The sequence below is a fragment of the Mycolicibacterium stellerae genome, assembly GCF_003719305.1.
GTDB classification, from domain to species: domain Bacteria; phylum Actinomycetota; class Actinomycetes; order Mycobacteriales; family Mycobacteriaceae; genus Mycobacterium; species Mycobacterium stellerae.
The window spans coordinates 1-26,098 of the sequence record NZ_RARC01000014.1 but is presented as its reverse complement, the minus strand read 5'-3'; the positions used below and the strand labels follow the sequence as shown (position 1 = coordinate 26,098).

Below are 26,098 nucleotides of genomic sequence, written 5' to 3'. Positions count from 1 at the left end.
TCCGACGGCTTCATACCCCCGCAGGCACCCGGTCTTTCGCGCTTGCGCGCATCTCCTGCCGCAGCGAGCTGAATTCCGAGATTGTCCTTGTCGCGACTGTCGCTACGGGGCGGGCGTTGCGACCGGTGGCCTCGGTCTTCGAGACCATCACCACGCTGTCGATGTAGGGCTGGATGGTGGTCGCGTTCTGCACCGTCGCGACGATCACCAGCTGGAAGCCGAACTTGCGGAACGCCTGCAGTGCCTGTTGGGCGAACTGCGGATCGGACTTGCTAAACGCCTCGTCGAGCATCAGCTGCGCGAACACCGGTGTGTTGTCGTCGCTTTCGGGGCTGGCCAGGTTGAAGCTCAGCGCGCCCGCCAGGCAGAACGCCATCAGCTTCTCCTGCTCGCCGCCCGAGTTGTCGCCGGCATTGCTGTGCGTGCGGATTAGCTCATCGCCCGCCCATTCCGCGCAGTCGAACATGAACCGGTTGCGCACGTCCAGCGCGTCGCGTGTCCACGCCCTGTCTTCCGGCGCGGCGGAGGCCAGCCGGTTGCGCAGCCGCAGAATGTCGGCGTACTGATCGAGGATCGCCTGCTTGTCGCCCAGCCCCACCTCGGCGATACGCCGTGAGATCGACCGCACGATCTCAGTCAGCTCGTCGACCGCGGCCAGATTCCGCGGGGTGGCCCGCAGCGTCATCCGGGTGCCGCGGTTGAACTCCACCGCACCCAAGCCGGTGTTCACCCGCTCGATCTGATCGGCGATGCGCCGGGTCTCCTGCTCGGCGACGCGATGCAGCGTGAGGATCGCGTCGGGGGCCTGTTCGGTCACCAGTCGCATCATCCGCTCGTAGGCCTCGGGCAGTTCACGTTCGTCGATGTGCCTGCACAGGGCGACGTAGTCGTGTACGCGCTCGTCAAAGTCGTCGCTGTCGTTGGGGATCGCGTCGGGGAACGACGTGTCGAATGTATTGAGGATGCGCGCCAATTCGTCGTAGGAGCGGCGCCGGCTCTCCCGCAGCTGTTCGCGTTCCTTCTTGATCGCGGCGAACAGCGCGTCGCGGTGCGGTTCGGGGTCGAGCAACTCCAACGGCACCGGCAGCGCGGCGGCGTAGCGGCGCAGCAGCTCGGTCAGGGGCTCGGACACGAAGGCCGGCGACAGCCGCTCCTGCAGTTCCAGCAGCCGGGTGCGGCGCTCGTCGAGGCTGTCGCGGCGGGTCTGGGTCGCGCCGCGGCGCGTCATGAACTTCTGGATCTGCGACCAACATTCGTCGGCACGGGCGTTGAGCGCGTCGAGGTCGGGGTTCTCGGCCATCAGCAGCTCGTACTGCTCGCGTAGCCGGTCGGCGTGGCCGTCGGCGGTCTCGGTGTCGATCTGGCTCCACTGCGGATATTGCTCGCAGATCGCCTTGCACGCCGCGGCGCGGTCGCGCCACTGCTGGCGCTGCGCGGCGATGTCGTCGGCGACGCGGCGCGCCCTCTGGTAGGTCTCCTCCGCTGCGGGCAGTTCCAGCGTCAGCGCGTTGATCTTGGCGGTGACGTCGCCCTGGTACAGGTACTCGGACTGCTTGACCGCCCGCCGGTCGTCCTTGACGGCCAGCCGGTCGGAGTCCTTGTACAAACCGGTGTCGGTGACCGCACGGCGGAAGCGCGCGAACACGTCGGGAGTGTCGACGCAGACGTGGTCTCCGGCGTTGGTGATGACGTCGACGGCCTCGGCCGCACACGGATGCGCGGGATCGACGGCGAACAGCTTGCCCGCCAACGTATTCGACTCGGGATCGACGGGTTCGGCACCGAGCATCTTCGTCCGGACGTGATGCAGCTGCAGTCGGCCGTGCATGTCGGTGTCGTTGACGAACCGCAACACCTTCTCCCAGTGCCGGTCGGGCACCAGCAGGCGCAGGCCCGCGCCGCGCAGCACCTTCTCCACGGCGAGCCGCCACCGAGTCTGGTCCGGCTTGAGGTCGAGCAGTTCGGCAATGTAGGGCAGATCGGCGGGGGCTGCGCCGACCTCGGAACTGATGTGGTCGCGCATCGCGAGCGCGAACTCCGGCAGCGCCGAGCCGACGTGCTCGACGCGCTTGAGTTCCTTGGCGGCGTCGTCGCGGGCGATGCGGGCCGACTTCTGCGCGTACTCGGCGTCGGTGGAGGCCTCTCGGTTGCGTTCCACCTTGGCGAGCAGTTCGGTGGCCTCGGTCAGCAGTTCCTCGCGCAGGTTCCAGAACTCGTCGGCGGTATCGGGGGCGTCGATGTCCTGGGCGGTGAGCAGGTCCTCGTAGGCGGCGCGGCGGCGCTCGACCTGCTCGGCCTCGGTCTCGGCGGCGGTGACCTGCGACTGCAACGGCGCGATGTTCGCGCTGGATCCGCTGATCTGCCCATTGAGCGAATCTGCTTCGGCCTTGGCTAGATTCAGCGACCGGGTGACGTCCTCGTACTCGTTCTCGAGCTGCTCGATGGTGCTGTCGAGCGTCTCTATCTGGGTGGGACACTGCGCCAGGCGGACGTGGTCGGTGAAGGCTCGCACCATCGGTGCGTCGACGAGGTCGATGATGCCGAGGTCCGAGGACTCGGAGGCGTAGCGCTGCTGGATGGCCTCGATGTCGCCCAGGATCTTGCGTTTCTTCTGCGCGACGGCGAGCAGCTCGCGCGCCTCGACGAGCGGATCGATCTGCTTGAGGGCCTCGGGCAGTCGGGCCAGGCTGTCGGGTTCGTCGAGCATGAACTCGCGGACGAACTGTTCCAGTCCGCCAACGCTTTTCAGCGACTTGGCCTTCCCGAGCAGCTGCTGGGCGGCGTCGGAGGCGCGGATGCCGATCGTGGCGTACAGCTGCGCGAGGTATTGGGATTCGACCTTGGTGGTAAAGCGCCAGTCCTCTTTGAAGACGCCGGTGTCGAAGCGGCCGGCGGCCCAGCGGTTGCAGACGTCTTCGATGTCGAGGTCGCCGTCGCCGAGGACGTAGCGGCTCGAGGAGTCATTGCGGGATTCGCCGGTGAGCCATTTGAGGACGAGGCCGGTGACGGTGCGGCCGGATTCGCTTTTGTAGGTGACGGCGACGGCGGACCAGGCGGTGCCCTCGCCGCGCAGGTACATGACGCGGCTGGTGCCGCCGTCGCTGCGCTGACCCCATGCGCCGCGGACGTACTTGTCGACGGTGCGGCGTCCGGCGCTGGAACCGGCGGCGGTGTTGTCGCCGGAGGCGTTGAAGTTGCGGCGGTTGAACGGCAGGAAGCCGAGGGAAATCGCGTCCAGGAGCGAGGATTTGCCGCTTCCGGAGGCGCCGGCGATCAGGGCACCGCCTGCGCTGAACCCGATGGAGTGGTAGCCGTCGAAGACGCCCCAGTTGATGACCTGCAGCCGGGACAGGTGGAACTGTTCAATCAACGTCGGATTCTTCCTCTGGTTCTGCTGGTGTGCCGCCGTTGAGGAGTTGTTCGAACTGCTGCTGCAGTTCGGTGATGACCGAGGCGGTCATGATGGCGGTGATGACGGGGGAGATGGTGTAGCTGTCCTCGTCGTCGCGGCTCTTGCGCAGGATCTCCAGGCCGGCGAGCCGGGCGATGGCGCCGTCGATGCGGGCGGCGAAGGTGACGGCGTCGCGGTCGGTGTCGTTGAGGACGCCGGAGAACAGGCCGTGCATCTCCTCGCGGTTGATGAGGACGGTCTGCCCGCCGGCGGCGCGCATCATCTGGGCGAGGTGCAGGGCGAGGATGGAGTCGTAAGTGCCGAGCGGTTCGCGGCGCAAAACCTTGATACCCCTGGCGGATTCGTAGCGGGCCTGTTCGATGAACGCGATGTCGGTGCCGTCGACGATGCGCAGGATCAGGTCGAGTTCGGAGAGCCGGATCGACAGTTCCTTGCGGTATTCGAGGACCCAGCTGTAGACGTCGGCGTCGGCTTCGGCGCTGAGGTAGCGGCGGGTGAGCAGGTGCTGCAGGGCCCAGCAGGCGCGGTCGGGCAGTTCGGAGACGTCGCCGTCGAAGCGCGGTCGGCGTGCGACGGGCGGGCGGGCGGTCTGTTGGTCGACTTGCGGCAGAGACGAGAAGTCGATGTCGGCATCGGTGGTCATATGGAAACTCCGGCGATGGGTTCGGTGAAGGTCAAACGGGGAACGGCGATTTCGCGGTCGTGGCCGTCAAGGGAGCGGAAGCGGACGGTGGTCGACTCGGTATCGTCCGGGTTGGGCTGTTTGAGGGCCCAGGACCACAGCACGATGACGTGGCCGAGGTAGGCGGTGTCGAGCAGGTCGACGGCGTCGGGTAGCGAGACGGGGCCGTCGCGCAGGGCGCCGTTGAGCATCTCGGACATGGCGGGCGCGTCGACCTGGGTGGCCAGCGCGGCGAAGCTGGCGAGGTCGACCTCGCCGTCGGCCGGTTTGGCGGGTTTGGGGTTGGAGAGGTCGCCGATCTTGAAGCTCAGTGCGCCGACGGAGCTGATGGCGTGGCGCGCAAGTGGGACGTCGATGTCTAGGCGGGAGTCGGTGAAGGAGGATTTCAGCAGGGCGCGGGCGGCGCCGATGGCTTCGTTGAGTTGGCGGGCGACGCCGCGGCTCTGTTCCATGGTGCCGAAGGCGGTGAAGCGTTTGACGCGTTGGGCGCAGCGCTGCTGGATGCGTTCGACTTCGTCGATCTGGTGCCCGACAAGTTCGAAGAAGCCAGCCATGACCTTGCGCAGGGCGGTGTCGAGGGCGGGCAGGGCGTCGGCGACGGCGGCCACGTCGGCTTCGAATTCCGCGCGTTGGTCGGGGTCGTTGATCATGCGCAGGAAGGCGCGGTGGGAGTCGCGGCCCTGGGAATCCCAGGCGGCCTGGTAGTCCGAATACATCTGACGCTGGCGGTCGCGGTACTCGGTGTTGGAGTCGATGGGCTCGTTGAGGGCAGCCGTGGCCTGCTCGATCATGGTGCCGTACTGGCCGATGTCGGTGATGAGGCGTTCCATCTGCAGGGCGATGGCGCGGGCCTCGTCGTAGCAGTCGGTGACGTCGGGCTGGGGGCGCTGGCCGGCGTCGAGCTGGGCGAGTTCTTCGTGGAGGGCGGCGATTTCGGCTTCGATGTGCTTGCGGACGCGGGCGGGATCGTTGTCGACCCGGAGCGCGACCTGCTTGAGGCGGGAGGCGATGCCGGTGATGGAGCCGCCGGTGGCGATGGTGTCCTGGCGGCGCATGCCCCTCAGAAAATGCAAGGCGCGGCGGGCGTCCTGGGTGAGGTAGCAGACGTTGTGGTCGTGGCGTTCGTCGACGATGCGGTGCAGCCAACCCTGGGCGGCCCAGGACTTGATGAGCGCGAGGCCGGACTGAGCGTCGTCGAGGGCGGCGAGGTCGCGTTCGAGGCGGACGACGAGTTCGGTCTCGGGGAGGGCGCCGTCGGCGAGGTGGCGCTCCATCAAGGTCGCGTAGAGGCCGAGGTTGGTGGTGGCGAGCAGGCGGATCGCGCGGGAGCCCTGCAGGTCGCGGTTGACTTCGAGCAGCTCGGACGCGGACAGCTCCGCGATGGTGTTCACCTACTTCGCCTCTATTCAGTGGGTTCGTCTGGAGGCCCCAACATAGGGCACGGGGACGACATGTCAGGCGCGGCGGCGGGCCGTGTCGGCGGGGATTTTGGTCACGTCGGCGTTTGCCGACGTCAGCGGAATCACCTTGCGCTCAACGGGTTGTGGTGTGTTGCTGGCGGGCTGGGACTGGTGTGAATTGCGAGGCTTACGGGGCTCGTGTGCCGACGCGTTCGGCCGACGCTTCGTCCGCGTCGGCGACCGCGCAGTCACCCTGTTTGGACGGCACGACATGATGGGAGGCATGGACGGAACACGGGTGAACCGGACACTGAGTGCGCTCGGGGCGGTCGTGGGTGTGGTGATGGCACTGCTGATGTGCGGACCGGTCACAGGAGTTGCCCAGGCGGCCGTCGCGGCGCCTGCGGGGGATGCCATCGTCGTCGGCGACCCGAACGCCCTCGGGGTGGTCGATCTGTACGTGGATCCGATGTGCCCGTTCAGCGGCAAGATGGTCCGCGAGCAGGGCGACGAGATCGGTGAACGTATCGAGAACGGCACGCTGCGCGTCAACCTTCGCTTCGTGGACTTCCTCGACAAATACTCGGCCAGCGGCACATACGACAGCCGGGCGATCTACGCGGCCTTCGTTGTGGCGGACCAGTCGCGATCGAGCGACATCACGTGGCGCTTCGTCCAGCTGATCTTTTCGGCCGAACAACAGCCGAAAGAAGGAGGGCCGACGGATCTCGACAACAACCAACTCGCCGAGCTGGCCAACCGGGTCGGCGCGCCCCCACCGGCCCTAGAACTGATCAGACTGGGCCTGCCGATCGGTTACGACGCCCGCGCGATCGCAGGCAACAACCTCGCGGTCCTGCGCCAGTTTCCCGAGCCCGGCGTCCCGCTCGTGGTTATCGATGGCGGACCCGTCGACGGGGAATCGGATTGGCTCGATCAACTGCCGGGCTCAAAGCGGCGCTAGGTCTCCGGCTCGGGGATCTGCGTTGTCGCTTCCGGTGACGGCCCGCGGCGCTGGATCCGCAGCGCGGTAGTGGGCGCGCCTAACCCCTCGGTCGCGGGAGAGGTTCGCCGTCGGCGCTTGCCGCTCTACTTGCATCTACTGCGCACCCCGGTGACCGACAGCCGCCTTTCCGCAATCACACATCTTGGTTCTCGATTGACACTTCGAGACCGCTTACCGCTGAGGCGTACCTGAGGACTGCCTATCACCTGACTTGGCTTGGCTCGCGTTTTCGGGTGTTGGTGAGCCCGCGAAGCCTGCTACGCCCTGCGCGACTACATCGAGAAGTACCCGCCTCTAGCGGGACCGGAGCCAAACGGATATCGCTTACGGTTCGTCGGCGTGATACAGCCGCAGCGCCAATGCCTTTCCTCTTTCGGTGAGCTGCAACCATGCGCAGGTCACCCAGTTCCACCGGTCTCCGAAATTTGTCACGTACTTGTGCTCGATCTCGGCCATCGCCTCATCGAGGGGTATGTCCCATGCTTCGAATCGGGACGGGCGCTTATTGTCTGGTTCACCGAGGATGGACTGACCCTCCGTGACGAGTTCGCGGATCATGCGCAGCGTCAGTTGTTGCGCCTCGGCGACCGGCCGTGTTGGCCTGTGATGGTCGAACGCAAACATCGTGTGGATTTCAGAGAGGTGAACCCAGTCCTGCAGCCCCTCGATCAGATGACCTTCCTTCGTCTTTGTGCTGAACACCGACCCGGCATCCGTGCTCACAGAGCTCGGCCGCGTCGGTGCCGACGACAATCCCGCACGCGCCAAGATCGAACCGTCGCCGCTGCGCTCTCTCGGCTTGGTCGACCTCGAAACACTGGTGATGATGACCGGCTTCCGGTGGGACGCTGACCCGCGTCACGAATGGGTGTTGCACGGCGAGATGGCGATTCGGATGGCACTGGCGTTGGACGACTGCAAATTTGGAGGCGACCAATACACGCGATTCGGGCACAGCCCGGTGGCCGCGGCCAGAATCCTGTTGCACTCCCGCGGACGGTGTATTGGTTGCGATCGGCGGCTGGACCTTGACTTCGATGACGCGCGCGAGCACATCCACATTCACACCGTCGACGCTTACCGACGTGACACGCTTTCCGCCGAGACCAAGGCCGACTGGCCGGGCGCCCCTGTGTGCGCGCTGCACAGCATGCATGCAGAAGGACGGATACACCAGCCTGGTCGACTACCGGCTGGGCCCAACATCCCGCCTGCCCGGCGTGTGGGGCTCAATAGACTCGACTGGCGCTCTTCGGGATGTTGATGAGTCACGACTTGCCACCGTGGCGTGACGCCCGCGGGTGCTGTGTCACCGACGACGACTGGACATGCGGGCAGTGCGGCCACGCCTGGTGAGTGGCGTCAGTCGGTCACGGCACGGGCCATTCGTGCACGGGGGCGCCGTTGTGGGAGTGCTCGACATATCGGCGAGTCATCTCATGCAGCGCCGTGACGCGCTCCAGCCCGCGCTCTTCGAGACGGCGAACCGTCTCTGTCTGCCAGGCAGCGCCGGTGCGGCCGCATCGAACCCGCGCCTCGATGACACCGAGGTACCGGTCGCGGTCGTCGGCGTCTACGCCCCACGCGTCTAGCCCGGCCGCCGCGGCTGGCAGCAGGACCTCATGGGTGAGCCGGTCGACCGGGTACTCGACGCCGCGCCACGAAAGCCGGGCGGCCAACCCATCCCGTGCCGCGCGGTGCAGGTCGCGCTCGGCGATCGCGAAGGGCATGTTCGCCCATACCGCGGGGTCGGTGTCGGCGATCGAGCGAACCAGTCCGTAGTAGAACGCGGCATTGGCGACCATGTCGACGGCGGTCGGTCCGCTGGGCAGCACCCGGTTCTCGATGCGCAGTTGCGGACGCCCAGCCTGGACGTCGTAGACGGCCCGGTTCCAGCGCCACACCGTGCCGTTGTGCAGCCGAAGCTCACGCAGGCTCGGCACGCGCCCGGACTCGAAGGCGACATCCGGGTCTTCGGGCTCCAGCGTCGGAAACAGCGGCGGAAACTCCGCGACGACTTCGTCGAACAACTCCGCGGGGTCGTCGATCCACCGGTCGCCAAGGCGTACCCGCGCCGGTGCGCCGGCCCGGACCTCTCTGGGCCTGCGGCTGTCGAGCAACTGCTCCAACAGGGTGATGCGGGTTTCCTGCCACGCACAATTACCAAGCAGGAACGGCGAGTTCGCGGCCACCGCCACCTGCGCACCTGCGATCGTCTGAGCGGCGTTGTAGTAGGCGGCGAACCGCTCCGGCGGCACCCGTAGGTGCAGCTGCAGGCTGGTCGCGGCGGCGTCGGGAGCCACGGAATCGGTGGTGAACTCCACCGGCTCGCACCCGTCGGGGATGCTCACCACGAACGGCCGGTGGCGAGCAGAGCGTATGCGCCGCACCAACAATTCGTACCGGGGGTTGTGGGAGATCCGCTCGACGGTCAGCTGCTCGGCGCCCAGCGTCGGCAGCATGCCGACGGTAACCATCCGGACGCCGAGCCCCTCGATCCTGGCCCGGCTCTGGTCGAGCACCTCGGTGACGGCGGATTCGCTGTCCCGCAGCACGCGACCCGACAGCCGGCGCGGAGCTATGTTCAACTCCACGTTGAACTGACCGAGCTCGTGCTGCATGTCGGCACGGCCCAGGCGGTTCAGGACCGCATCGTTGACCAGCCGCGGCCGGCCCAACGGGTCGACGAGATCGAGCTCGATCTCCATACCGATGGTGTCCTCATGGCCGACGAACCAGCCGTCGTCGACCATTCGCCGCAACACGGCAACACAGCGTTGGAGCCTGTGTCGCACCGCAGGGTCGCGGGCGGCAGCTAGTGCCGACGCCTCCACACGCTCGCCCATGGCGCACCTCCTGTCGGCACGTCTCAAATCTCGACCGCGACAACGGCACCGCAGATCGACACAATGCTGAGCTGACTCGTGAGGCGCTCATAGCTGAAGATGGTCATCACGTAGAACACGACGTCCGCGACATGTACACATCGATATCTCGCACGATCTCCGGTCCGGGTACGCCCCAACCGTCGTGATAGCCGTATACCTCGGCAAGCGTTCGATGGCGGCGGTCCCCGTCGAGGATCTCGACGTCGTTCGGGCCCAGCATCGCGGGGTGTCGGACACCCGCCGCCTCCGAGACCTTCAGCAGGTCGCGGCGCAGCGTCAACACGTAGCCGGCCAGCCGGTGCGATTTCTGCTGCGGATCGAGCCCGCGGGCCAGCCACGCGTTCTGTGTCGCGACGCCGGTCGGGCAGTGGTCGGTGTGGCATCGCTGCGCCTGAATGCAGCCGATCGCAAGCATTGCTTCTCGTGCCACGTTGACGAGGTCGACGCCCAGTGCGAAGGCCACGATGGCGTTGGCGGGCAAGCCGAGCTTGCCCGACCCGATCCACGTGACACGGTCACTCAGGCCCGCATGCGCGAACAACCCGTACACCTGGGCGAAGCCGACCCGGAACGGGAAAGACACGTTGTCGGCGAACACCAGCGGGGCGGCGCCGGTGCCGCCTTCACCGCCGTCGACGGTGATGAAGTCCACCCCACGCTGCCCGTCGGCCATCCGCCCGGCCAACTCGTGCCAGAACCCCAATTCCCCAACCGCCGACTTGATGCCGACCGGGAGGCCGGTAGCGTCCGCGATCTGCTCGACGACATCGAGCATCTCGTCAGTGTTGCGGAACGCGGTGTGCCGGGAGGGGCTGGCGATGTCTTTACCCTGCTCAACACCCCGGATGCGGGCGATCTCCGCGTTCACCTTGGCGCCGGGGAGGTGCCCGCCCAGGCCCGGCTTGGCGCCCTGGCTCAGCTTGATTTCGATGGCGCGCACGGGAGCGGAGCCGACGACGTCGACCAACCGGCCGAGGTCGAAGTTGCCGTTCTCGTCGCGGCAGCCGAAGTAGCCGGTGCCGATCTGGAAGACCAGGTCGCCACCTTGGCGGTGGTGGTCGGAGAGGCCACCCTCGCCGGTGTTGTGCCAGAAGCCGGCGAGTTTGGCGCCGGCGTTGATCGCCTCAATCGCCTGGGGGCTCAGCGAGCCGAACGACATCGCGGACACGTTGACGACCGACGCCGGCCGGAACGCGTGCCTGCGCGCGCGTGGACCGCCGAGCACTTTCGCGCCGGGCAGCTCGACGTCGTGTCCGTGGATGGGGGAGGCCGGCACCACGTCGGAGAACGTGGCCTGTTTGATGATCGGGTACGAGGAGTTCTCGGTGTCGTTGTCCGTGCCGAAGGCGAAGTAGTTGTTCTCCTTCTTGGCCGAGGTGTACACCCAGCGCCGCTGATCGCGGCTGAACGGTCGCTCGGCGTCGTTGCTGGTGATGATGTACTGGCGCAGCTCCGGGCCGATCGCCTCCAGCATGTACCGGAACCGGGCAATCAACGGGAAGTTGCGACGCAGCGCATGGTCTTTTTGAACGAAGTCCTGCAAGGCGATTCCGGCCACGGTGGCCGCGGGAACCAGTGCGGCGAGAGTCCGCTTCTTCATGAGCCGCGGCCCGTTATCGGCGCCCTGTCACCGGACAGTCTCCGGCCAGGACAGGCCATCCGCCGCGCGCGATCGATGCTGCTCTCGGGTGCGGACATACCAAGACGCTAACTGCCGACTGCTCCGGAACCGAAGGGACTTGGGTCCACTGAAAAGGGGTCCAATGCCCCGGGGAATCTCATGTAAGGCGTCCGGTTCCGCAACTACACCAGGCCCTCGTTCGCCAGGTCCGCCGCGTCGGCCTCCAGCTCGGCGAATGTCATCTGCAGCAAGGTGACCGAGTCGTTGACTGCGCCCACCTCGCCGTCGTCCAGGCCGACGCCCATCGTGCGTGCCGTCGCCGACAACTCGAGCAGGCCCGCGTACACCGTTGCGACCTCATCCACCGCAGCCGTCAGCTTCTCGACTAGACCGCGCCGCCGCGACCGCAACCGGTCCACCGACCTGCCGATCGCCTCCGTTGCGTGCTCGCCCCGGCCGGAAACCTTGCGGGCGGCCGAGATTGCCTCGTCCAACGCGTCCACCGCCGCCGCCGTCCGCACCACGGACGGGCGGGCCGCGTCGGCTGCCGCCAGCGCATCGTCAGCCTTGCGCCCCACCACATCCGGCAACCCCTTGCCCTGCAACCCCCGCAACGAGCGCACATGGCCGTCGAACAGCATGATCAGCCCGTGCTGCTCCGTCCCGCTGCGCAACGGCGCCGACGCGCGAGGCGCCCCGCCGACCACCACCGCCGTCGCGAACATCACGCACGCGGTGGCCACGGCCAGCGGGACCGAACTGCCCAACACCCATGCCATCGCCCCGCCGAAGACCGACAGCAACACAGCCCACGGCTGACGCATGCCTACCCATAGCCGCGGCCCAAAGCCGTTGCCTTTCATCAGAAGTTCGACAGGACGTTGGTGAACACCGTGTCGATCGTCAGCGGGTCCGTCGCGTCGTAGACCGCGGCGCGCGACGCCTCGGAGATCCGTTTGAGGGTGCCGACGTCGGCGTCCTCCCCGTAGGCGATCGTGAAGACCCGCACGCCCCCCTCGTTGGCCTGGCCCTCGAGCTGACGGACCAGCCCGTCCAGATCGGTGTCGTCGGGATCCTCGTTCATGCCGTCGGTCATCACCACGACCGCGTTGATCGTGTCCGCACGCGCGGACCCGCGGACCTCTTCGACCGCCTTCCTCGTGACCGCATACAGCGGTGTGCCGCCCGTCGGGATCAGCCCCTGGATCCGGGCGGTCATCTCCTGCCGCTGCGGGCCGAGCCGCTCGGCGCCCAGATGCTGCCAATACACCTGGTCCCCGCTGGGAAACGCCCACAGCCCGACCTCGTCGGCGTCCGACAGCTGCGCCAAGCCGTGCACCGCCGCCGTCTGCGCGAGTTCCAGCCTCGTCTTGCCCGCCCCTGCCGGCAGCCCCATCGACCCCGAGACATCCAGCACCAGCAGAAGATGTGCCTTCTTGCGGAGTTCGGCCCAGGTGGCGCGCACCGCGGAAAGGACCTGCGGGCTCGGCGGGACCAGCGTGGGCACACCGATGTCCTCGCGCAGATAGTCGCTGCCGTTGACGGCCTCACCCGCATGGCCGTCGTAGGTGCGGAATCCCGCGTCGGTGAACATCTTCTGCTGGTCGGGCTCGCGCAGGAACGCCATGAAGTCTCGCGCGCCTGCCTGCTTCCCCGTCTCCGACCACGGGGCCTTAAGAACGGCAAAGGGGTTGTCGCTGTTGAGAGTTCCCTCGCGGGGGTAGACGGCGACCAGTGGCACGCGCGGCTTGCCGTGCCGGCCGGCGGCCTCGAGATCCCCGGTGGGGTTGCCGTTGTTGTAGTCGACGACGGACTTCTCTTCAACGGTCACCGCGCCGACGTAACCCAGCGCCGCACCCGCGTCGTCGGCCCTCTGCAGGTTTGTCAGGAACGTCAGTGCGGTGTCGCCGTAGTGGGCGACCGACCCCTCCACGCCTGCGACGAAGTCGCGCACACGCGGGTCCTTGAGGGTCTCCAGCGTCAGGTCGCTCGACGTGCCCGTGGCGGCGACGAACATCCCCACCGTCGCCGACAGCCCCGTCGTCGAGATGTTGGGATTCGTCTTGCCCAGCTTGAAAGCTCCCCACTCCGGATGTCCGTTCGCGCCCCAGCCGGCCGGATCGTTTGCGAGACGCAGCAGGTCGGACCAGCCGAGCTTCGCGTCGGGCCACCCCAACGCGCGTGCCATCGGTTCGGGCATCGCCAGCACGATAGGCGTGGAGGCCACCGGTAGCGCCTCCGCGGGCAGGATGTCCGGACGGTCGTGCTCACTGCGGTCGTGGCGGAGCAGCGCCAACCACGTCGATGCCGCAGGCGCCCACGCGTCCGGCGCTGCGCCCCATGCCGAATCCCAGCCGGCTTCGGCGAGCCTCGTCTCAGCAAGCCCGGAAGTCATTGGGGTGACGCTGATTCCGTAGCACTGGCCATCCACCATACGGTCGGAGGTGTTGTATCGGTTGGCGGCCGCATCCATCAAGTCGGCCTTTTCGACCGACGCCGCCACCACCACGGTGGCACACCCCGCCCGAGGGACGCCGGAGTCGTCGCCGCGATGCTTCCACCAGTAAGTGGCACCCACAACCATCAGCCCTGCAATCGTCGCGGCTAGCAATGACTTTGCGTTCGAAGCCATGTGGCACCTCCGTTGGTGTGGTTGCACCATGGTGGCGCCGAAGGCGTCGGCCGGGAAGCCGAACAGCCCCGGCGGCCGAGTTTGCTTGCACAATCCACAGATTCGCGGACCCCTCGCAAGGTGGCGGTCAGCCGTGCAGCCTGCGATACGCGTCGATTGCACCCCGGTGCAACGGGATGAGCCCCGTCTGGATCATCGTGGCGGGGGAGAGGTATTGCAGACCCCGGACATAGGGGGGCACCAATTGCGCTGCATCCGTGGCGAGTACGTCGACGACGGCGCCAATCAAAACGGACGGCATGTCGTGGCGACACAGCAGCAGGTCCGGCACGCCGATGGACCGGATGCCTGGCGGCACGTATCCGCCCGTCGGCACCTGGCGCACGACGTAGGGGAACCCGGCGAGCGTGCTCGTCGGCGCGGCGAGCGGACCGATGTCGAGCATCCGCAGCGGCAGCGTGTCGTTGAGGTCGGCGATCGCCGGTGTCGGCACACCGCCCGACCACACCAGCGCGTCGAGGCTGCCCTCGGCCAGTCGCGCGAGTGCGTCCTTCAGGCGGAACGTCTGCGCATCCACCTTGCCGCGAAGCCCGGCGGCCTCGAACAGCACCTCGCTGGTCGCGGCACCTCCAGAGCGGGCCGCGCCGAGGGACACCCGCATCCCTTCGAGATCGGAAAGCTGGTTGACGGCAGACGACTCAGGCACGATCACCTGCAGGTAATTCTCATAGACGCGGGCCACCGCCAGCGGTGCCGTCACCGCAGGGCCTTCGTTTCGATCCCGCTCGGCGACATCGGCAAGAGCCAGTCCCATGTCGACATCTCCCGCGCGGAGGCGGGCCAAGTTCTCGACGGTGCCCTCGGTGGCGAGGACGTCGACGGTGATGCCCGGATAGCGCGCCTGGACCCGTTTCGCGAGGATCTCCGCGAACGCCAGGTACATCCCGCCCGGATCTCCCGCGGCCAGCCGGATGCGTCCCTCCGGGTCGGAGCGGATGCTGCAGCTCGCGGCGAGTAGCGTCGCCGCGACCATGAACGCGCGACGGCTCAACTCGCCAGATCGGTGGCTTTTCACGATGATTCACCCGCCGACGGCAGGCTGTACCGAACGAGGAGGCCACCTTCGGGAGCCTTCTCCACCGCGATCGTCCCACCGTGTCCCATCGTGATCTCGGCGGCGATCGCCAGCCCGAGGCCGGTGCCGACCCCGTCGTTGCGTGCCTGCCAGAACCGGGTCGCCGCCCGGGCAAGGTCCTCCTCGGGCAGGCCGGTGCCGTCGTCGCTCACGATGAGGTCGACGGTCTCGTCGCCCTGCTGCGTCGACACCGTCACCGTGGCCGCGCCACCGGCGTAGCGCACCGCGTTCTCCAACGCGACGTCGAGCAGCTGTTCCACCTCGTGCCGTGCGAGAAGCACCGTCGGCCCCGGATGCGTCGAGCCGTTGACCAGATGCTGCTGGTGGTCGGCGAGGATCGGTTGCCAATACGCCGCGCGTTCCTCGATCACATCCGCGAGGTCCGCCGACTCCGTTGCCGCGGTGGATATTCCGACCTGGCGGCTTCCGCTCACCTGCTCCGCGCGCGCCAAGCGCAGCAGTTGCTCCAGCAGGTTCTCGAAGCGGTCCAGCTCCGCGGTCATCGAGCTGTAGGTCGGCTGGCCTTCCTCGGCCACATAGCTCTCAAGGGTGTCGGCCCGCAGTCGAACGGCGGTCAGTGGATTGCGCAACTGGTGCGACGCATCGGCGATCAACCGCCGCTGACGGTCCAAAGACGCCCGCACCACCTGTGCCATCGAATTGAACGCCGCGGTGAAGTGGCGCAGTTCAGGCGGTCCGGCCACGTTGGCGGGCGGGCCGGTGACCCCCTCGGTCATCTCGGCGACGGCGCGCTCCAGCCCGTCGAGCGGACGCAGCACCCATCTGGTCAACGAACGCTCGGCCACCACCGCCAATACCAGGAACGCCCCGCACGCGGCCGCCAGCCACAGCCAGCCGGTCGCGACGTCTCGTGCCGCGACCGACGTGTCGACCGCCAACACGACGGCGCCGACGAGCTCGCCGCCGCTTCGAACGCCCGTGGTGGCCAGCCGCCTCTGCCGATCCCACGGCAGTATCGAATCCCACTGTGACGCAGGCGCGCCGACAAGCGCGTGCGCCGCTGCCGCCGCGACGCCGGTGTCGGACATGTCGAGTCCGCGCGACGCCAGGGTCTGGCCATCGGAATCGATGACGAGCAGCCCTTCGCCGTAAACGTCGTAGTAGCGGTCGATCTCACGCTGCAACGGGGTGTCCGGTCGGACCGCGGCATCGGCCAGCGCGGCCAGCTGGCGGTCACGTTCCGCGGCGAGGTCGCCTGTTCGGCGGTCCGACAAACTCAGCGCCAGCGGGACCGCGAGCGCCGCGAGCGCCAGAAGCAACAGCGCGACGAGCACGATGCGAACCCGCAAGCCCATGTCAGGAGTCCAGCCGAAAACCGAACCCGCGCACCGTGTGCAGCGGGAGCCCACCGAGCTTGGCCCTGATCTGCCCGATGAAGAAGTCCAACGATCGCGAGCGGCCGACCACCGCGGTGCCCCACACCTCGAGCATCAGCTCCTCGCGGCTGACCGCCTCGCCTTGGCGGGCGGCGAGCGTGGCGAGAATTTGATACTCGGTCTTGGTCAGTGATTGCGACGTGCCCGCCACCGTCACTTCCCTGCGCTCGATGTCGACGGTGACGGGGCCGGCAACCACCGCAGCCGACGAGCCGGATTGCTCGCCGCCCGCGCGGCGCACCCGCCGCATGACAGCGTCAATCCGCGCCAGCAGCACGGCTTTACGAACGGGTTTGACCAGATAGTCGTCCGCCCCGGCGCGCAGACCGAGCACGACCGCGCCGTCGCTGTCCCTTGCGGTCATGATGATCACCGGCACCGCGGAGGCCCGCCGCAGCGTGCGCAACACGTCGAGGCCGTCCATATCGGGCAGTCCGAGATCCAGCAGGACCAGGTCGCAGCCCTTCACGCGGTGAAGGGCGTCGGCGCCCCGGGCCGTCCGGACGACGGAGGCGCCGGCGTGGCCAAGAAGCTCCGCCAGCGCCGACGCCACCCCCTCGTCATCCTCGACGAGCAACACCTGCATGACGCTGATGCTATGCAGGCCCGACCGCGACATCGTCGACTTTCGCCCGTTTTGCCTTGTCCTCCTGCAGCTCCTGCGTCTCGCGCTCCAACTGGGAAGTGCGTGACGTTTCGCCCATGAAGACGTAGACCAACAGCGAGATCAACCCGCAACCGGCCACGTAGAAGAAGAACCAGTTCTCGTGGCCGGCGTTCTTCAGCCACAGCGCGACGTATTCTGTGCTGCCGCCGAAGATTGCGACGGTGAGGGCGTACGGCAGGCCGACACCGAGCGCCCGGATGCGGGCGGGGAACAGCTCGGCCTTGACTACGGCGTTGATCGACGTGTAGCCGGACACGATGAGCAGGCCGAGCATCATCAGGCCGAATGCGGGCAGCGCTGACTGTGCATGTGAGACAGCGGTGAGGATGGGGACGGTGCACAGCGTCGCGCCGATGCCGAAGGCGATCAGCAGCGGTCGCCTGCCGATCCGGTCCGACAGCGCGCCGTACACCGGCTGCAGGCCCACGAAGATCAGCAGCGCCACGAAGTTGATCCACGTCACCTGCTCCTTGGGCAGGCCGGCCGTGTTGATCATGAACTTCTGCATGTACGTGGTGAACGTGTAGAACGCGATGGTGCCGCCGAGCGTGAGGCCCACGACGGTCAGGCATTCCCGCGGGTAGGACAGCAGGACCCTGAGGCTGCCGCGTTGGGTGTCGGCGGTGTCCTCGGCGACGGCGAGCTTGAAGTTCGCCGATTCGTCCATCGTGCGCCGCAGCCACATCACGGTCACCGCTGCCGCCGCACCGACGACGAAGGCGATGCGCCAGCCCCAGCTGTGCATCTGCGCCGATGTGAGGATCTGTTGCAGAACGATCTGCACCCCCAGTGCGACGAGCTGGCCGCTGGTCAGCGTCACATACTGGAATGAGGAGTAGAAGCCACGCCGGTGCGGGGTGGCGACCTCGCTCAAATAGGTTGCCGACGTGCCGTATTCGCCGCCCAGTGACAACCCCTGCAACAGCCGGAGGCCGACGAGCAGCAGCGGCGCCAGCGACCCGATCTGGGCATAGCCCGGCAGCACGGCGATGCCGAGCGAGCCGACGCCCATCAACGCCACCGACAGTGTCAACGCGGCGCGGCGGCCGTATCGGTCGGCATACCGACCGAACAGCCAACCGCCCAGCGGGCGGACCAGGAATCCGACGGCGAAGATGCCTGCGGTGTTCAACAGCTGCGCGGTCTGATTCCCCGACGGGAAGAACACGCTGGCGAAATAGATGCTGAATGCCGCGTAGGCATACCAGTCATACCACTCGATCAGGTTGCCTAGCGAACCTCGAATCACATTGGCGGACACCGACTTGGTGGGTGCCGAGTGGACTTGACGGTCTTCTGTCTGCATGGTCCTCAACTCCTTTGTTGGCATGTGTGTCGATGATCTTTGGGCTCTATCGGGATTGCGAAAGGGCAAGCGGCGCCATCACGACGATTCCTTGCACAATCCACAGATTCGCCGGACTACCAGGCGACGTGTGGCGTCGCAGTCTGTGGATCGTGCTAGGAAACCAGCGATCGCCTCGGTTGCGCTTCCCGGTCTGCGTCATCGCGGACATCATGGGCGGTACCTGCCGCACGAGGAGGCCGACGACATGCTTTTGACACACGAGGAATCACGTCCGGGCGCTGAGTCCGTTGCGGCGGAAGCCGTTGTCCACGAGACGATTCATCACTTTCTTGTCAAGCCGGTCGACGTCGGGATCGACGGCTACGTGGAAGCGGGCACGCTCCTGGAATGGATCGACTTCGCCGCCCACAGCACCGCCGCGCAGTGGTGCTCCGGCAACTGCGTTGCCGCGTCGGTCGGCAACATTCATCTCGATCGCCCTATTCACGTCGGCGAACTCGTCAAGGTACGCGCGACTCTCGTCTACACGGGCCGCAGCAGCATGCACATCCTGATCACCGTCCACTGCAGCGATCCGGGCCGGACCAAGGCACCTCAAACCGCGCAGTGCGCAGTGGTTTTCGTAGCGTTCGACGGTGTCGGGAATCCTATGAAGGTGCCCGGTTGGACGCCGCTGACCATGCTCGAGCTGCAACGACACCGGCAGGCCCGGTTGCGGATGCGCACGCGCGCACGCATCGAAGACGCCATGGCTGCCGAGAGTTATTCAGCGGAGGGCACCGCCCCCAGCGCCGCCCTGCGCTTCCGCGCCGCGTCAACCGACATCGACAGCGACGGCAAGGTGCGCGGCGGCCGGGTCATGCGTTGGTTCGATGAGGCGGCTTACGCGTGCGGGGCCGACTGGGCCGGTGGCGACGTCGTCACGTCCTATGTTGCCGGAATCCGTTTGGGCCGAGCAATTTACGTCGGTGACGTCGTCGATGTCACCGCACGAATCATCCACACCGGGCGACGCAGCGTCCACATCGGCGTCCGCGCCGTCACTGCAGACGCCGTCGGCCAACCGCTCCTGGTGTCGCAGGGGGTGCTCGTCGTCGTGTCAGTCGGCGCGCACGGTGAAGCCCAAGCCGTTCCCCAGTGGCAGCCCGTCTCGGACGAAGACCGCCGGCTCGATCGGCATGCCAGGCACCTGATCGAACTCAGGCAGTACCTAGAGCCCTTCACCGCGGCAACCGCATAGTTACCTTTGCGGCCCTATCGGCGGAGGCTATTCGCCGGCTTCCGAATCCGGAGTCCCGGTGCATGTCTGCAGCAGGTGGACGATCTGCTGTTGGCCGGCGGCCGTGGCATCCAGTTTGGCTGCAGGCTCCCGGTTTATCCCCAGTGCCGCCGTTATCCACAGCCGTGGCCCGCTGTGTGTCTGCTGGGTCCCAAATGGCGGTGGCCCGTCCGACACTCGGCTCAATCGACGCGCGATCCAACCGCGTCATCGGGATCGGAGAGATTGTGGGCAACAGGGCGAACGTCGTCATCGTCAAAGACCAAGACTGGCAGCTGTTCTACTCGCACTGGGGCGGCTGTCGGATGCTCGACGCGCTGATCGGCGGACCGGAGCTTGCGCTGCGGTACGCGGCCTCGCTGCGGCGATGCGAGAAGGACGAGTGGTGCAGCCCGACGTGGGCCGACGGCGGCGCGGTCGTTGATCTCGACCGTCGCCGGGTGTTGTTCTTCGGCGAGCCGCTGATGGTGACGATGAACGAGCGCCGCGCTCTGATGAGTGTCCTCACAACGGTGTGGCCCGGCTACGAGATCTGCTGGGCATACGACGGCACGGCCGAACTTGCGGGATATGTGGGAGCCGAGCTGCGGCCTGATCCCTGGGATAGGCAGCCGAACTTGAAGCTCGCCCGCGGACGAAACCACCTGTGCCACCTGATCTCTGTGGTCGATGCCGACGGCCAGCTGCGCTTCTGGCCGTTGTGGTGGCACCTGAGCAAGGCATGGCACGGGCCAGCACTACTGGACAAGCTCCCCGGCCCAGGGATCCGGCGGATTCGGCTCGGGAAGATTCCCGAAGGTGGGGCCCATATCGACGTGCGCCGAAAGGCGTTGGGCGCCTGGCAAACCGCCGACACGATGGGCTTCTTTCACGCTCTACCCGAGCTGTGGCCAGGGTGGCACACCGAGGTATGGGAGGACCGCTTCGAAGAACACGTCCAACGCTGCGACGGCGCTCTGCGTGTCCCCGATTTGGACGTTATCGCCGGCATCGACACCGCGCAGGCGTGGCTCCGCAAGCGGGTGTTCGAAAGCTTCGAGGACAGCCCAGCCGGGCATGTCGTCAAACTCGCCGGAATGTTGGCGCCCGTCGCGCCCGGGTTCGTGGTCAGCCCCGATGCGGTGAGCGACAGCGCGGTTCGTCCCACAACCACCGAGTGGTCTCGCTTCGTCGGCGCGTGCGACCAGCTGCGATCCGGACATGCCAAATCTGCGTAGGGATAATGGACGCTGGTACCAAGCAGCTGGTAGAAAGGTACCAATGGCGCTGAATATCAAAGAAGAGTCGGTCCATAGGGCCGTCAAGCGGATTGCTCAGATCACTGGCGAGTCCCAAGCTCAAGCGGTGGCGACTGCGGTGAAAGAGCGTCTGGCCAGGCTGGAAAAAGACGAGCTGGCAGAACGGCTGCTGGCCATCGGCCGCAGAACCGCGGACCGCATGAGCCCCGAGGTCAACCGCGTCGACCACGGCGCGTTGCTCTATGACGATCGTGGACTGCCGAGGTGATCGTCGATACCTCGGCAGTCGTCGCGATCCTCACTGCCGAGGATGACGCCTCGATCTACGCTCACGCGATCGCCGACGCCGACGTGCGCAGGCTCTCTGCGGCAAGCTATCTCGAGTGCGGAATTGTGCTGGACAACCAGGGCGATCCTGTCGTCAGCAGAAGTCTCGACGAACTGGTTGCGGAAGGAAAGTTCGTTATAGAGCCGGTCACTGAACGCCAGGCACGTCTTGCGCGCCACGCCTACGCGGACTTCGGGAAGGGAAGCGGTCACCGCGCCGGGTTGAACTTCGGCGACTGCCTCTCCTACGCGCTGGCGCTCGACACCCGTGAGCCGTTGCTCTGGAAGGGCGACGACTTCGGGCACACGGGCATCACGTCCGCGCTCACCCAGTAGGGACGGCGCTCCCCGAAGCCCGCCGCCGCAGGAGTCGATAGGTTCTAGGCGTGGGTGTGACGCCAGCCGACCTGACCGGTACCGAGCGAGCCGTGCTTCTCGTGTTGATGGCCGAGGCGCGGCCCTTGCCGAACCCGGACCTGATCAATTTTGGGCCCAAGCTCGACAAGCCCGGCCGCGACAAACTCAACGATCTCGGCCTCATCGAGTCGATCCGAGAGCGCGGACGGTTCGTCCACGAGCTCACCGACAAGGGGTGGCGGCTGTGCCGCGAGATCGTCTCGGCGGGCCCACCGACGCGATCGACCGGTCCGGCGAAGACGCTGTACACCGTGTTTGGGGGCGCTGGGTCGCTACCTGCATAACGCCGAACTGAGCCTCGCCGACGTTTTCGGGTCCGTGGATGTGCAGTTGGCGGAATCGATCGAAGACCGCATCCGATCGACGTATGCCGACCTCGCGCCCCGGCCCGGTGGCTGGGTCGGCCTCGCCCGCCTGCGCGCCGAGCTCTCCGACGCCGACCGCGGCGACGTCGACTCCGCCCTGCGGACGCTGTACCGCGCGCCCGGTGTGAGCCTGATCCCCGAGGAGAACCAGAAGGTCCTCACCGCTGAGGATCGAGATGCCGCCATCCTGATCGGCGACCAGAGCAAGCACCTCATCGCGATAGAGACTTGATGGACGAAGCCGAACGGGAAGCGCTCGCGTCGCTTCGACTGACGTGGGCCCCCACCACGGACGACCTGTGGCGCCCCCAGACCGCGACACATGTCCAGGGGCTGAACGAGTACGCCGTCGACTATGTGATGGCCGCGTTCGGCGACGCCGCCCGCGACCCCGTCTCGGCCCCGCTCGGCGTGGTGATCCGCGGGACGGCCGGTACGGGGAAGACGCACCTGCTCGGACAGGTCCGCGAGCGCGTGCAAGCTGCCAACGGCTACTTCTTCGTGGTCGAACTGCTCGACGCGGCCAGCTTCTGGGAGTCGGTCCGCAGCGGAGTGCTGGAAAGCCTCGGCCGGCCCGGCGCGCAGCGGGAGACCCAGCTCAAGGACCTGCTCTGGGAGCTGTCGTCGATCGCACACGTCTCTCGCGCCGAGCGCCGCGCGATCATCGGCGACGACGACCTCGACCGCGAGACGCTCGACCGCTTCGTCAACCTGCTAGCCAAGGCTCACCGCGACCCCGCCCGCGACTACCACCAGACGCTGCGTGCACTCGTGCTTCTCGCGGCCGCCGACCTGACCGCCCACGACGTCGGCGAGGCCTATCTCCAAGGCAGCGACGAGTCCAGCGATGACGGCCGCTGGGGACTGCGCGGGTCGCCGGACTCGGCCCAAGATTGTGTCAAAGGAATCGCACGACTGGTCGCCCTCGCCGGGCCTGCCGTGCTCGCACTCGACCAGATCGACACCCTGCTGGCGCAGTCGCTGGCCCGCACCGACGCCACCGATCGCGATACCGGCGACGTTGTTCTTCATCAGGTCGCCGACGGGTTGATGTCGGTGCGTCAGACGATGCGCCGCACCGTCGGGGTGGTGGCGTGCCTGCCCGCCGTCTGGGAAGGCATCCGTGACGGTGCGACCGCGACCGTCGCCGACCGGTTCCGTGAGACAACCCCGCTCAAGGGTCTGCCGTCGGCCGACATCGGCCGCGCCATCCTCGAACGCCGATTCGCGGTGAGCTTCGCCGAAGTTGGTTTCACGCCGCCCTATCCGAGCTGGCCGATCCGGCCTAAGGCCTTCGGCGATGCGGCCGATCACACGCCACGGCACCTGCTGAAGATCGCTGACGCTCACGTGCGGCAGTGCCTCAAGCACGGCAAGGTCGTCGAGCTCAAGCGCCTCAACGCGGAGCTCGACTGGGATTCTCAGTCCGACAACGATATTCCGATTGACGACGAGTACTTAGACCTCGATCTCCGCTTCGCGGAGTACCGGCAGAACGCGGTCGCCGCCGCCGCGCTGGACTTCGAGGGTGAAGACACGGCTGTGCCGGAACTCCTTCGTGCCGCGCTCACAGCATGGATCGCCGAGCGTGACGAAGACTTCCAGTCCTACGCCTGTGACCCGCCGCCGGGCGCCCACGTCGTGCTGCACGCGCGGCTGCGCCAGAGCCTCGACCCCGCCACCGAAGACGAGAGGCATTGGGCCTTCAGGGCCATCGCCGCCAACAATGCGGTAGCGGCGCAGACTCGGATCAAGAAGGCTTGGAACGCAACGGGTCTCGGCGAAGGATCGAACAGACGCAAGCTTTTTCTGTTGCGCAACACCCCGTGGCCAACGGGGCCCAAGACCGCCGCGGTCGTCGACGAATTTCATCAAGCCGGCGGCCGGACCGTCGCACTCACCGAAGACGACATCCGCACGATGACGGCTCTGCGCGATCTGATCGGCGAGGATCATCACGACCTACCCGGCTGGCTGCGCGCCCGCCGCCCGGCACACGGCTTGGCACTCCTGCAGGATGTCCTCGGCGACGACGGCCGCCCGTCACAACCGATTCAACCGACACCTCCTGCGCCGCAATCGGTTCCCCGCCCCGAGCCAGAGCCCCCGCCCATCGTCGTCGACGACACTCCTGACTACGTGCCGGACGACGAACTGCCGTTGGGTACCGATCTGCGCTCGGACGCGACGGTGGCGGTCGACCTGTCGGCGTTGCGCAAGCACGTCGCGATCTTCGCCGGATCCGGATCCGGCAAAACGGTGCTGATTCGCCGGCTCGTGGAGGAGTGCGCGCTGCGCGGTGTGTCGTCGATCGTGCTCGATCCCAACAATGACCTCGCGCGACTCGGCACCGCATGGCCGCAGCATCCGAACGGGTGGCGGCGTTCCGACGACAGCCGAGCCTCGAAGTACATGAACAACACCGAGGTCGTCATCTGGACGCCTCATCGCAATGGCGGGCGGCCGTTGGTCTTTCAGCCCTTGCCGGACTTCCCGAGCGTTGTCGATGATGCCGACGAGTTCAACGATGCCGTGGAGTCGGCGGCGGCCGCACTCGAACCGCGCGCGTCGATTGCAGGGCAGTCGCAGAAGGCCCACCGTTCCCGCGCCGTCCTTCGGGAAGCGTTGCAGTGGTATGGAAGACAGCCGGCGCCGACGCTCGGCGGGTTCGTCGACGTCCTCGACGATCCGCCCGACGACCTCAGCGGCTTGGCCGACGCCCGCAAGATCGCGTCGGACCTGTCGCAGAATCTGCGTGCGTCGATGGTGAACGATCCGCTGTTCGGCGGCAGGGGGACACCGGTTGATCCGGCAGTGCTCCTCACGCCGTCGGACGGCCACCGCGCACGGGTGTCGGTGATCAGCATGATCGGGTTGTCGTCCGACGAACAGCGGCAAGGATTCGTCAACCAACTGCAGATGGCGTTGTTCGCGTGGATCAAGCGCAATCCGGCGGGGGACAGGCCGCTCGGCGGCCTGCTGGTGATGGACGAGGCGCAGACGTTCGTCCCGCGGCAGGGCTTTACGGCATGCCGCCGAAGCACATTGGCGTTGTCGTCGCAGGCGCGCAAGTACGGGCTCGGCCTGGTGTTCGCGACGCAGGCGCCGAAGTCGCTGGACAACCAGATCCCCGGCAATGCCGCCACGCAGTTCTACGGGCTGCTCAACGCGCCTGCGCAGATCGAGACCGCCAAAGAGATGGCCCGCGCGAAAGGCGGTCTTGTGCCCGACATCAGCAGGCTGCGGGCGGGCAACTTCTACGTCGCCACCGAGGGTCAGGCGTTCCACCGGATCGTCGCGCCGTGGTGTTTGACGTATCACCCGGCGAGCCCGCTCTCCCCGGAGGAAGTGCTCGGACTCGCTCGAGGCGACTAGCGCGGTCCCTCGCCGGACTTGTGACCAGCGTTGCGGGTGTGACTCGGTGTTGGCGGCCGCTATCGAGTCAGCAGCGCGGCGAGTTCTTCGCGGCTCGTGGTGCCGGTCTTGCTCATCGCCCGGTAGATGTGTCCCTCGACGGTCCGGGGCGACAACGTCAGCCGCTCCGCCACATCTCTGCTCGTCAATCCTTGGCCGATCAACATCACTATCTCGCGCTCCCGCTCCGTCAACGGCAACGGCTCACGCGCCTGACGCAACGTCGGCGTGGTCGCTCCACACGCTTGCGCCAGCGTTTCCGCCCTCGCCGCGCATCCCAACGCCGAACCCCTCAGATCCTGCCTGCGATACGCCATGCTCGCCTGCGCCGCCGCCTCCACCGCCGCTACCCGATCGCCCAACTCATCGAAAGCCTCAGACACAGAGGCTAATTCAGCGCCATCTCCACGCTCCATCGCCCCTGCGAACCGCGCCGCCACGCCAACCCGCGGTCCCTCGGCCACCGCATCGAGTTCCTGTAAGCGCCCCCAGCACGACCTGTCTCCGAACTGCGTCGCCGTCAGCAGACACCCCACCTCCGCCGCGAACCGCCCATCGACTGCGGCCGTCTCCGCAGCCGACCTCAAGAGCGCAATCGCCTCGCTGACCGCGCCCTCCCCCGCCGCCACCCACGCCCTCGCCAACGCCTTCTCGTAGTCCAGCTTCCGGAACGGTCGTGGCACCCCTTCGAGCCGTTCGAGCACCGCCGCCGCTTCGTCCCACCGACCTCGCATCGCCAGCGCCGTCGCGCGCGGCACTCCGTACCGATAACCCCAACCCTGCGCATGCCCCGTCGCGCTCAGCGCGCCCGCCGCCTGTTCCAACAACCGGCACGCCTCCTCCAGCCGGCCCGCCCCCAACGCCGCCCGGCCCGCGATCGCCGGCCCCAACAAGTGCGCCGTCCCCGGC

Annotated in this window: 20 protein-coding genes and 1 pseudogene; 8 read left to right on the top strand and 13 right to left on the bottom strand. The window is 67.1% G+C overall.

Features of this window, described 5'->3' with window-relative positions; translation table 11 throughout:
- Positions 1-10 precede the first annotated feature (10 nt).
- Genes D6M19_RS18195 through D6M19_RS18185 form a run of 3 tightly spaced genes read right to left on the bottom strand, consistent with a single transcriptional unit; the run spans position 11 to position 5,485 of the window.
- Entirely contained in the window at positions 11-3,370 is a 3,360-nt protein-coding gene (locus D6M19_RS18195) for an ATP-binding protein (RefSeq protein ID WP_123026647.1), read from the bottom strand.
- On the bottom strand, positions 3,363-4,055 hold the full coding sequence (locus tag D6M19_RS18190; RefSeq protein WP_123026646.1) for a DUF4194 domain-containing protein: 693 nt from the start codon (positions 4,053-4,055) through the stop codon (positions 3,363-3,365). Before D6M19_RS18190 ends, D6M19_RS18195 begins: the two co-directional genes overlap by 8 nt.
- On the bottom strand, positions 4,052-5,485 hold the full coding sequence (locus tag D6M19_RS18185; RefSeq protein ID WP_123026645.1) for a DUF3375 domain-containing protein: 1,434 nt from the start codon (positions 5,483-5,485) through the stop codon (positions 4,052-4,054). The genes D6M19_RS18190 and D6M19_RS18185 overlap by 4 nt, the downstream gene beginning before the upstream one ends.
- A gap of 292 nt (positions 5,486-5,777) precedes the next feature.
- Between D6M19_RS18185 and D6M19_RS18180 the strand changes: the two genes are divergently transcribed.
- Positions 5,778-6,458, top strand: coding sequence for a DsbA family protein (locus tag D6M19_RS18180; RefSeq protein WP_206428564.1), 681 nt, complete (start codon positions 5,778-5,780; stop codon positions 6,456-6,458).
- A 366-nt stretch (positions 6,459-6,824) separates the two neighbouring features.
- Here the strand turns inward: D6M19_RS18180 and D6M19_RS18175 are convergent, their stop codons facing one another.
- Positions 6,825-7,202: a hypothetical protein gene (locus D6M19_RS18175; protein ID WP_123026644.1), complete on the bottom strand. Its 378-nt coding sequence runs from the start codon at positions 7,200-7,202 to the stop codon at positions 6,825-6,827.
- Between D6M19_RS18175 and D6M19_RS18170 the strand changes: the two genes are divergently transcribed.
- Positions 7,192-7,764, top strand: a complete 573-nt coding sequence (locus tag D6M19_RS18170) for a hypothetical protein (RefSeq protein WP_164478565.1) — start codon at positions 7,192-7,194, stop codon at positions 7,762-7,764. The genes D6M19_RS18175 and D6M19_RS18170 overlap by 11 nt on opposite strands.
- A gap of 106 nt (positions 7,765-7,870) precedes the next feature.
- Here D6M19_RS18170 and D6M19_RS18165 read toward each other — a convergent pair whose 3' ends face one another.
- The 8 genes from D6M19_RS18165 to D6M19_RS18130 form a co-directional block, all read right to left on the bottom strand.
- Entirely contained in the window at positions 7,871-9,346 is a 1,476-nt protein-coding gene (locus D6M19_RS18165; RefSeq protein WP_123026642.1) for a glutamate-cysteine ligase family protein, read from the bottom strand.
- Between the two features lie 106 nt (positions 9,347-9,452).
- Complete coding sequence (locus D6M19_RS18160) at positions 9,453-10,988, bottom strand: FMN-binding glutamate synthase family protein (RefSeq protein ID WP_123026641.1); 1,536 nt, start codon at positions 10,986-10,988, stop codon at positions 9,453-9,455.
- A gap of 203 nt (positions 10,989-11,191) precedes the next feature.
- Positions 11,192-11,833, bottom strand: coding sequence for a hypothetical protein (locus tag D6M19_RS18155; RefSeq protein ID WP_164478564.1), 642 nt, complete (start codon positions 11,831-11,833; stop codon positions 11,192-11,194).
- 38 nt (positions 11,834-11,871) lie between these two features.
- Positions 11,872-13,641 (bottom strand): substrate-binding domain-containing protein, encoded by a 1,770-nt coding sequence (locus D6M19_RS18150; protein WP_123026639.1) that lies wholly within the window; start codon positions 13,639-13,641, stop codon positions 11,872-11,874.
- Positions 13,642-13,768: 127 nt separating this feature from the next.
- Positions 13,769-14,716: a TAXI family TRAP transporter solute-binding subunit gene (locus D6M19_RS18145; protein ID WP_123026638.1), complete on the bottom strand. Its 948-nt coding sequence runs from the start codon at positions 14,714-14,716 to the stop codon at positions 13,769-13,771.
- Positions 14,713-16,092: a sensor histidine kinase gene (locus D6M19_RS18140; RefSeq protein ID WP_123026637.1), complete on the bottom strand. Its 1,380-nt coding sequence runs from the start codon at positions 16,090-16,092 to the stop codon at positions 14,713-14,715. Before D6M19_RS18140 ends, D6M19_RS18145 begins: the two co-directional genes overlap by 4 nt.
- 1 nt (position 16,093) lies before the next feature.
- A complete protein-coding gene (locus D6M19_RS18135) occupies positions 16,094-16,759 on the bottom strand; it encodes a response regulator transcription factor (protein ID WP_123026762.1) in 666 nt (221 codons plus the stop codon).
- Between the two features lie 10 nt (positions 16,760-16,769).
- Positions 16,770-18,146 (bottom strand): MFS transporter, encoded by a 1,377-nt coding sequence (locus D6M19_RS18130; protein WP_123026636.1) that lies wholly within the window; start codon positions 18,144-18,146, stop codon positions 16,770-16,772.
- A 247-nt stretch (positions 18,147-18,393) separates the two neighbouring features.
- On the opposite strand from D6M19_RS18130, the gene D6M19_RS18125 reads away from it, so the two are divergent.
- The 6 genes and pseudogenes from D6M19_RS18125 to D6M19_RS18100 all read left to right on the top strand — a co-directional run bounded on the left by D6M19_RS18125 (position 18,394) and on the right by D6M19_RS18100 (position 25,150).
- Positions 18,394-19,389: an acyl-CoA thioesterase gene (locus D6M19_RS18125; RefSeq protein WP_164478563.1), complete on the top strand. Its 996-nt coding sequence runs from the start codon at positions 18,394-18,396 to the stop codon at positions 19,387-19,389.
- A 266-nt stretch (positions 19,390-19,655) separates the two neighbouring features.
- The gene (locus D6M19_RS34840; protein ID WP_234834924.1) at positions 19,656-20,645 is read left to right on the top strand and encodes a hypothetical protein; all 990 of its coding nucleotides are present in this window, start codon (positions 19,656-19,658) and stop codon (positions 20,643-20,645) included.
- Between the two features lie 43 nt (positions 20,646-20,688).
- The gene (locus D6M19_RS18115) at positions 20,689-20,934 is read left to right on the top strand and encodes a type II toxin-antitoxin system VapB family antitoxin (RefSeq protein WP_123026634.1); all 246 of its coding nucleotides are present in this window, start codon (positions 20,689-20,691) and stop codon (positions 20,932-20,934) included.
- On the top strand, positions 20,931-21,329 hold the full coding sequence (locus D6M19_RS18110; protein WP_123026633.1) for a type II toxin-antitoxin system VapC family toxin: 399 nt from the start codon (positions 20,931-20,933) through the stop codon (positions 21,327-21,329). The genes D6M19_RS18115 and D6M19_RS18110 overlap by 4 nt, the downstream gene beginning before the upstream one ends.
- 107 nt (positions 21,330-21,436) lie before the next feature.
- A pseudogene (locus D6M19_RS18105) lies at positions 21,437-22,007 on the top strand (hypothetical protein).
- Entirely contained in the window at positions 22,007-25,150 is a 3,144-nt protein-coding gene (locus tag D6M19_RS18100) for a helicase HerA domain-containing protein (RefSeq protein WP_123026632.1), read from the top strand. Before D6M19_RS18105 ends, D6M19_RS18100 begins: the two are co-directional and overlap by 1 nt.
- Before the next feature lie 59 nt (positions 25,151-25,209).
- Here D6M19_RS18100 and D6M19_RS18095 read toward each other — a convergent pair.
- Positions 25,210-26,098: helix-turn-helix domain-containing protein (locus D6M19_RS18095; protein ID WP_234834923.1), on the bottom strand; the 889-nt coding region annotated here is incomplete at its 5' end.

Excerpts from the sequence above, each read along its gene's own strand:
- D6M19_RS18190 (WP_123026646.1), bottom strand. The coding sequence starts at position 4,055 with ATGACCACCGATGCCGACATCGACTTCTCGTCTCTGCCGCAAGTCGAC.
- D6M19_RS18180 (WP_206428564.1), top strand. The coding sequence starts at position 5,778 with ATGGACGGAACACGGGTGAACCGGACACTGAGTGCGCTCGGGGCGGTC.
- D6M19_RS18165 (WP_123026642.1), bottom strand. The coding sequence starts at position 9,346 with ATGGGCGAGCGTGTGGAGGCGTCGGCACTAGCTGCCGCCCGCGACCCT.
- D6M19_RS18160 (WP_123026641.1), bottom strand. The coding sequence starts at position 10,988 with ATGAAGAAGCGGACTCTCGCCGCACTGGTTCCCGCGGCCACCGTGGCC.
- D6M19_RS18155 (WP_164478564.1), bottom strand. The coding sequence starts at position 11,833 with ATGCGTCAGCCGTGGGCTGTGTTGCTGTCGGTCTTCGGCGGGGCGATG.
- D6M19_RS18150 (WP_123026639.1), bottom strand. The coding sequence starts at position 13,641 with ATGGCTTCGAACGCAAAGTCATTGCTAGCCGCGACGATTGCAGGGCTG.
- D6M19_RS18140 (WP_123026637.1), bottom strand. The coding sequence starts at position 16,092 with ATGGGCTTGCGGGTTCGCATCGTGCTCGTCGCGCTGTTGCTTCTGGCG.
- D6M19_RS18135 (WP_123026762.1), bottom strand. The coding sequence starts at position 16,759 with ATGCAGGTGTTGCTCGTCGAGGATGACGAGGGGGTGGCGTCGGCGCTG.
- D6M19_RS18130 (WP_123026636.1), bottom strand. The coding sequence starts at position 18,146 with ATGCAGACAGAAGACCGTCAAGTCCACTCGGCACCCACCAAGTCGGTG.
- D6M19_RS18125 (WP_164478563.1), top strand. The coding sequence starts at position 18,394 with ATGCTTTTGACACACGAGGAATCACGTCCGGGCGCTGAGTCCGTTGCG.
- D6M19_RS18115 (WP_123026634.1), top strand. The coding sequence starts at position 20,689 with ATGGCGCTGAATATCAAAGAAGAGTCGGTCCATAGGGCCGTCAAGCGG.
- D6M19_RS18100 (WP_123026632.1), top strand. The coding sequence starts at position 22,007 with ATGGACGAAGCCGAACGGGAAGCGCTCGCGTCGCTTCGACTGACGTGG.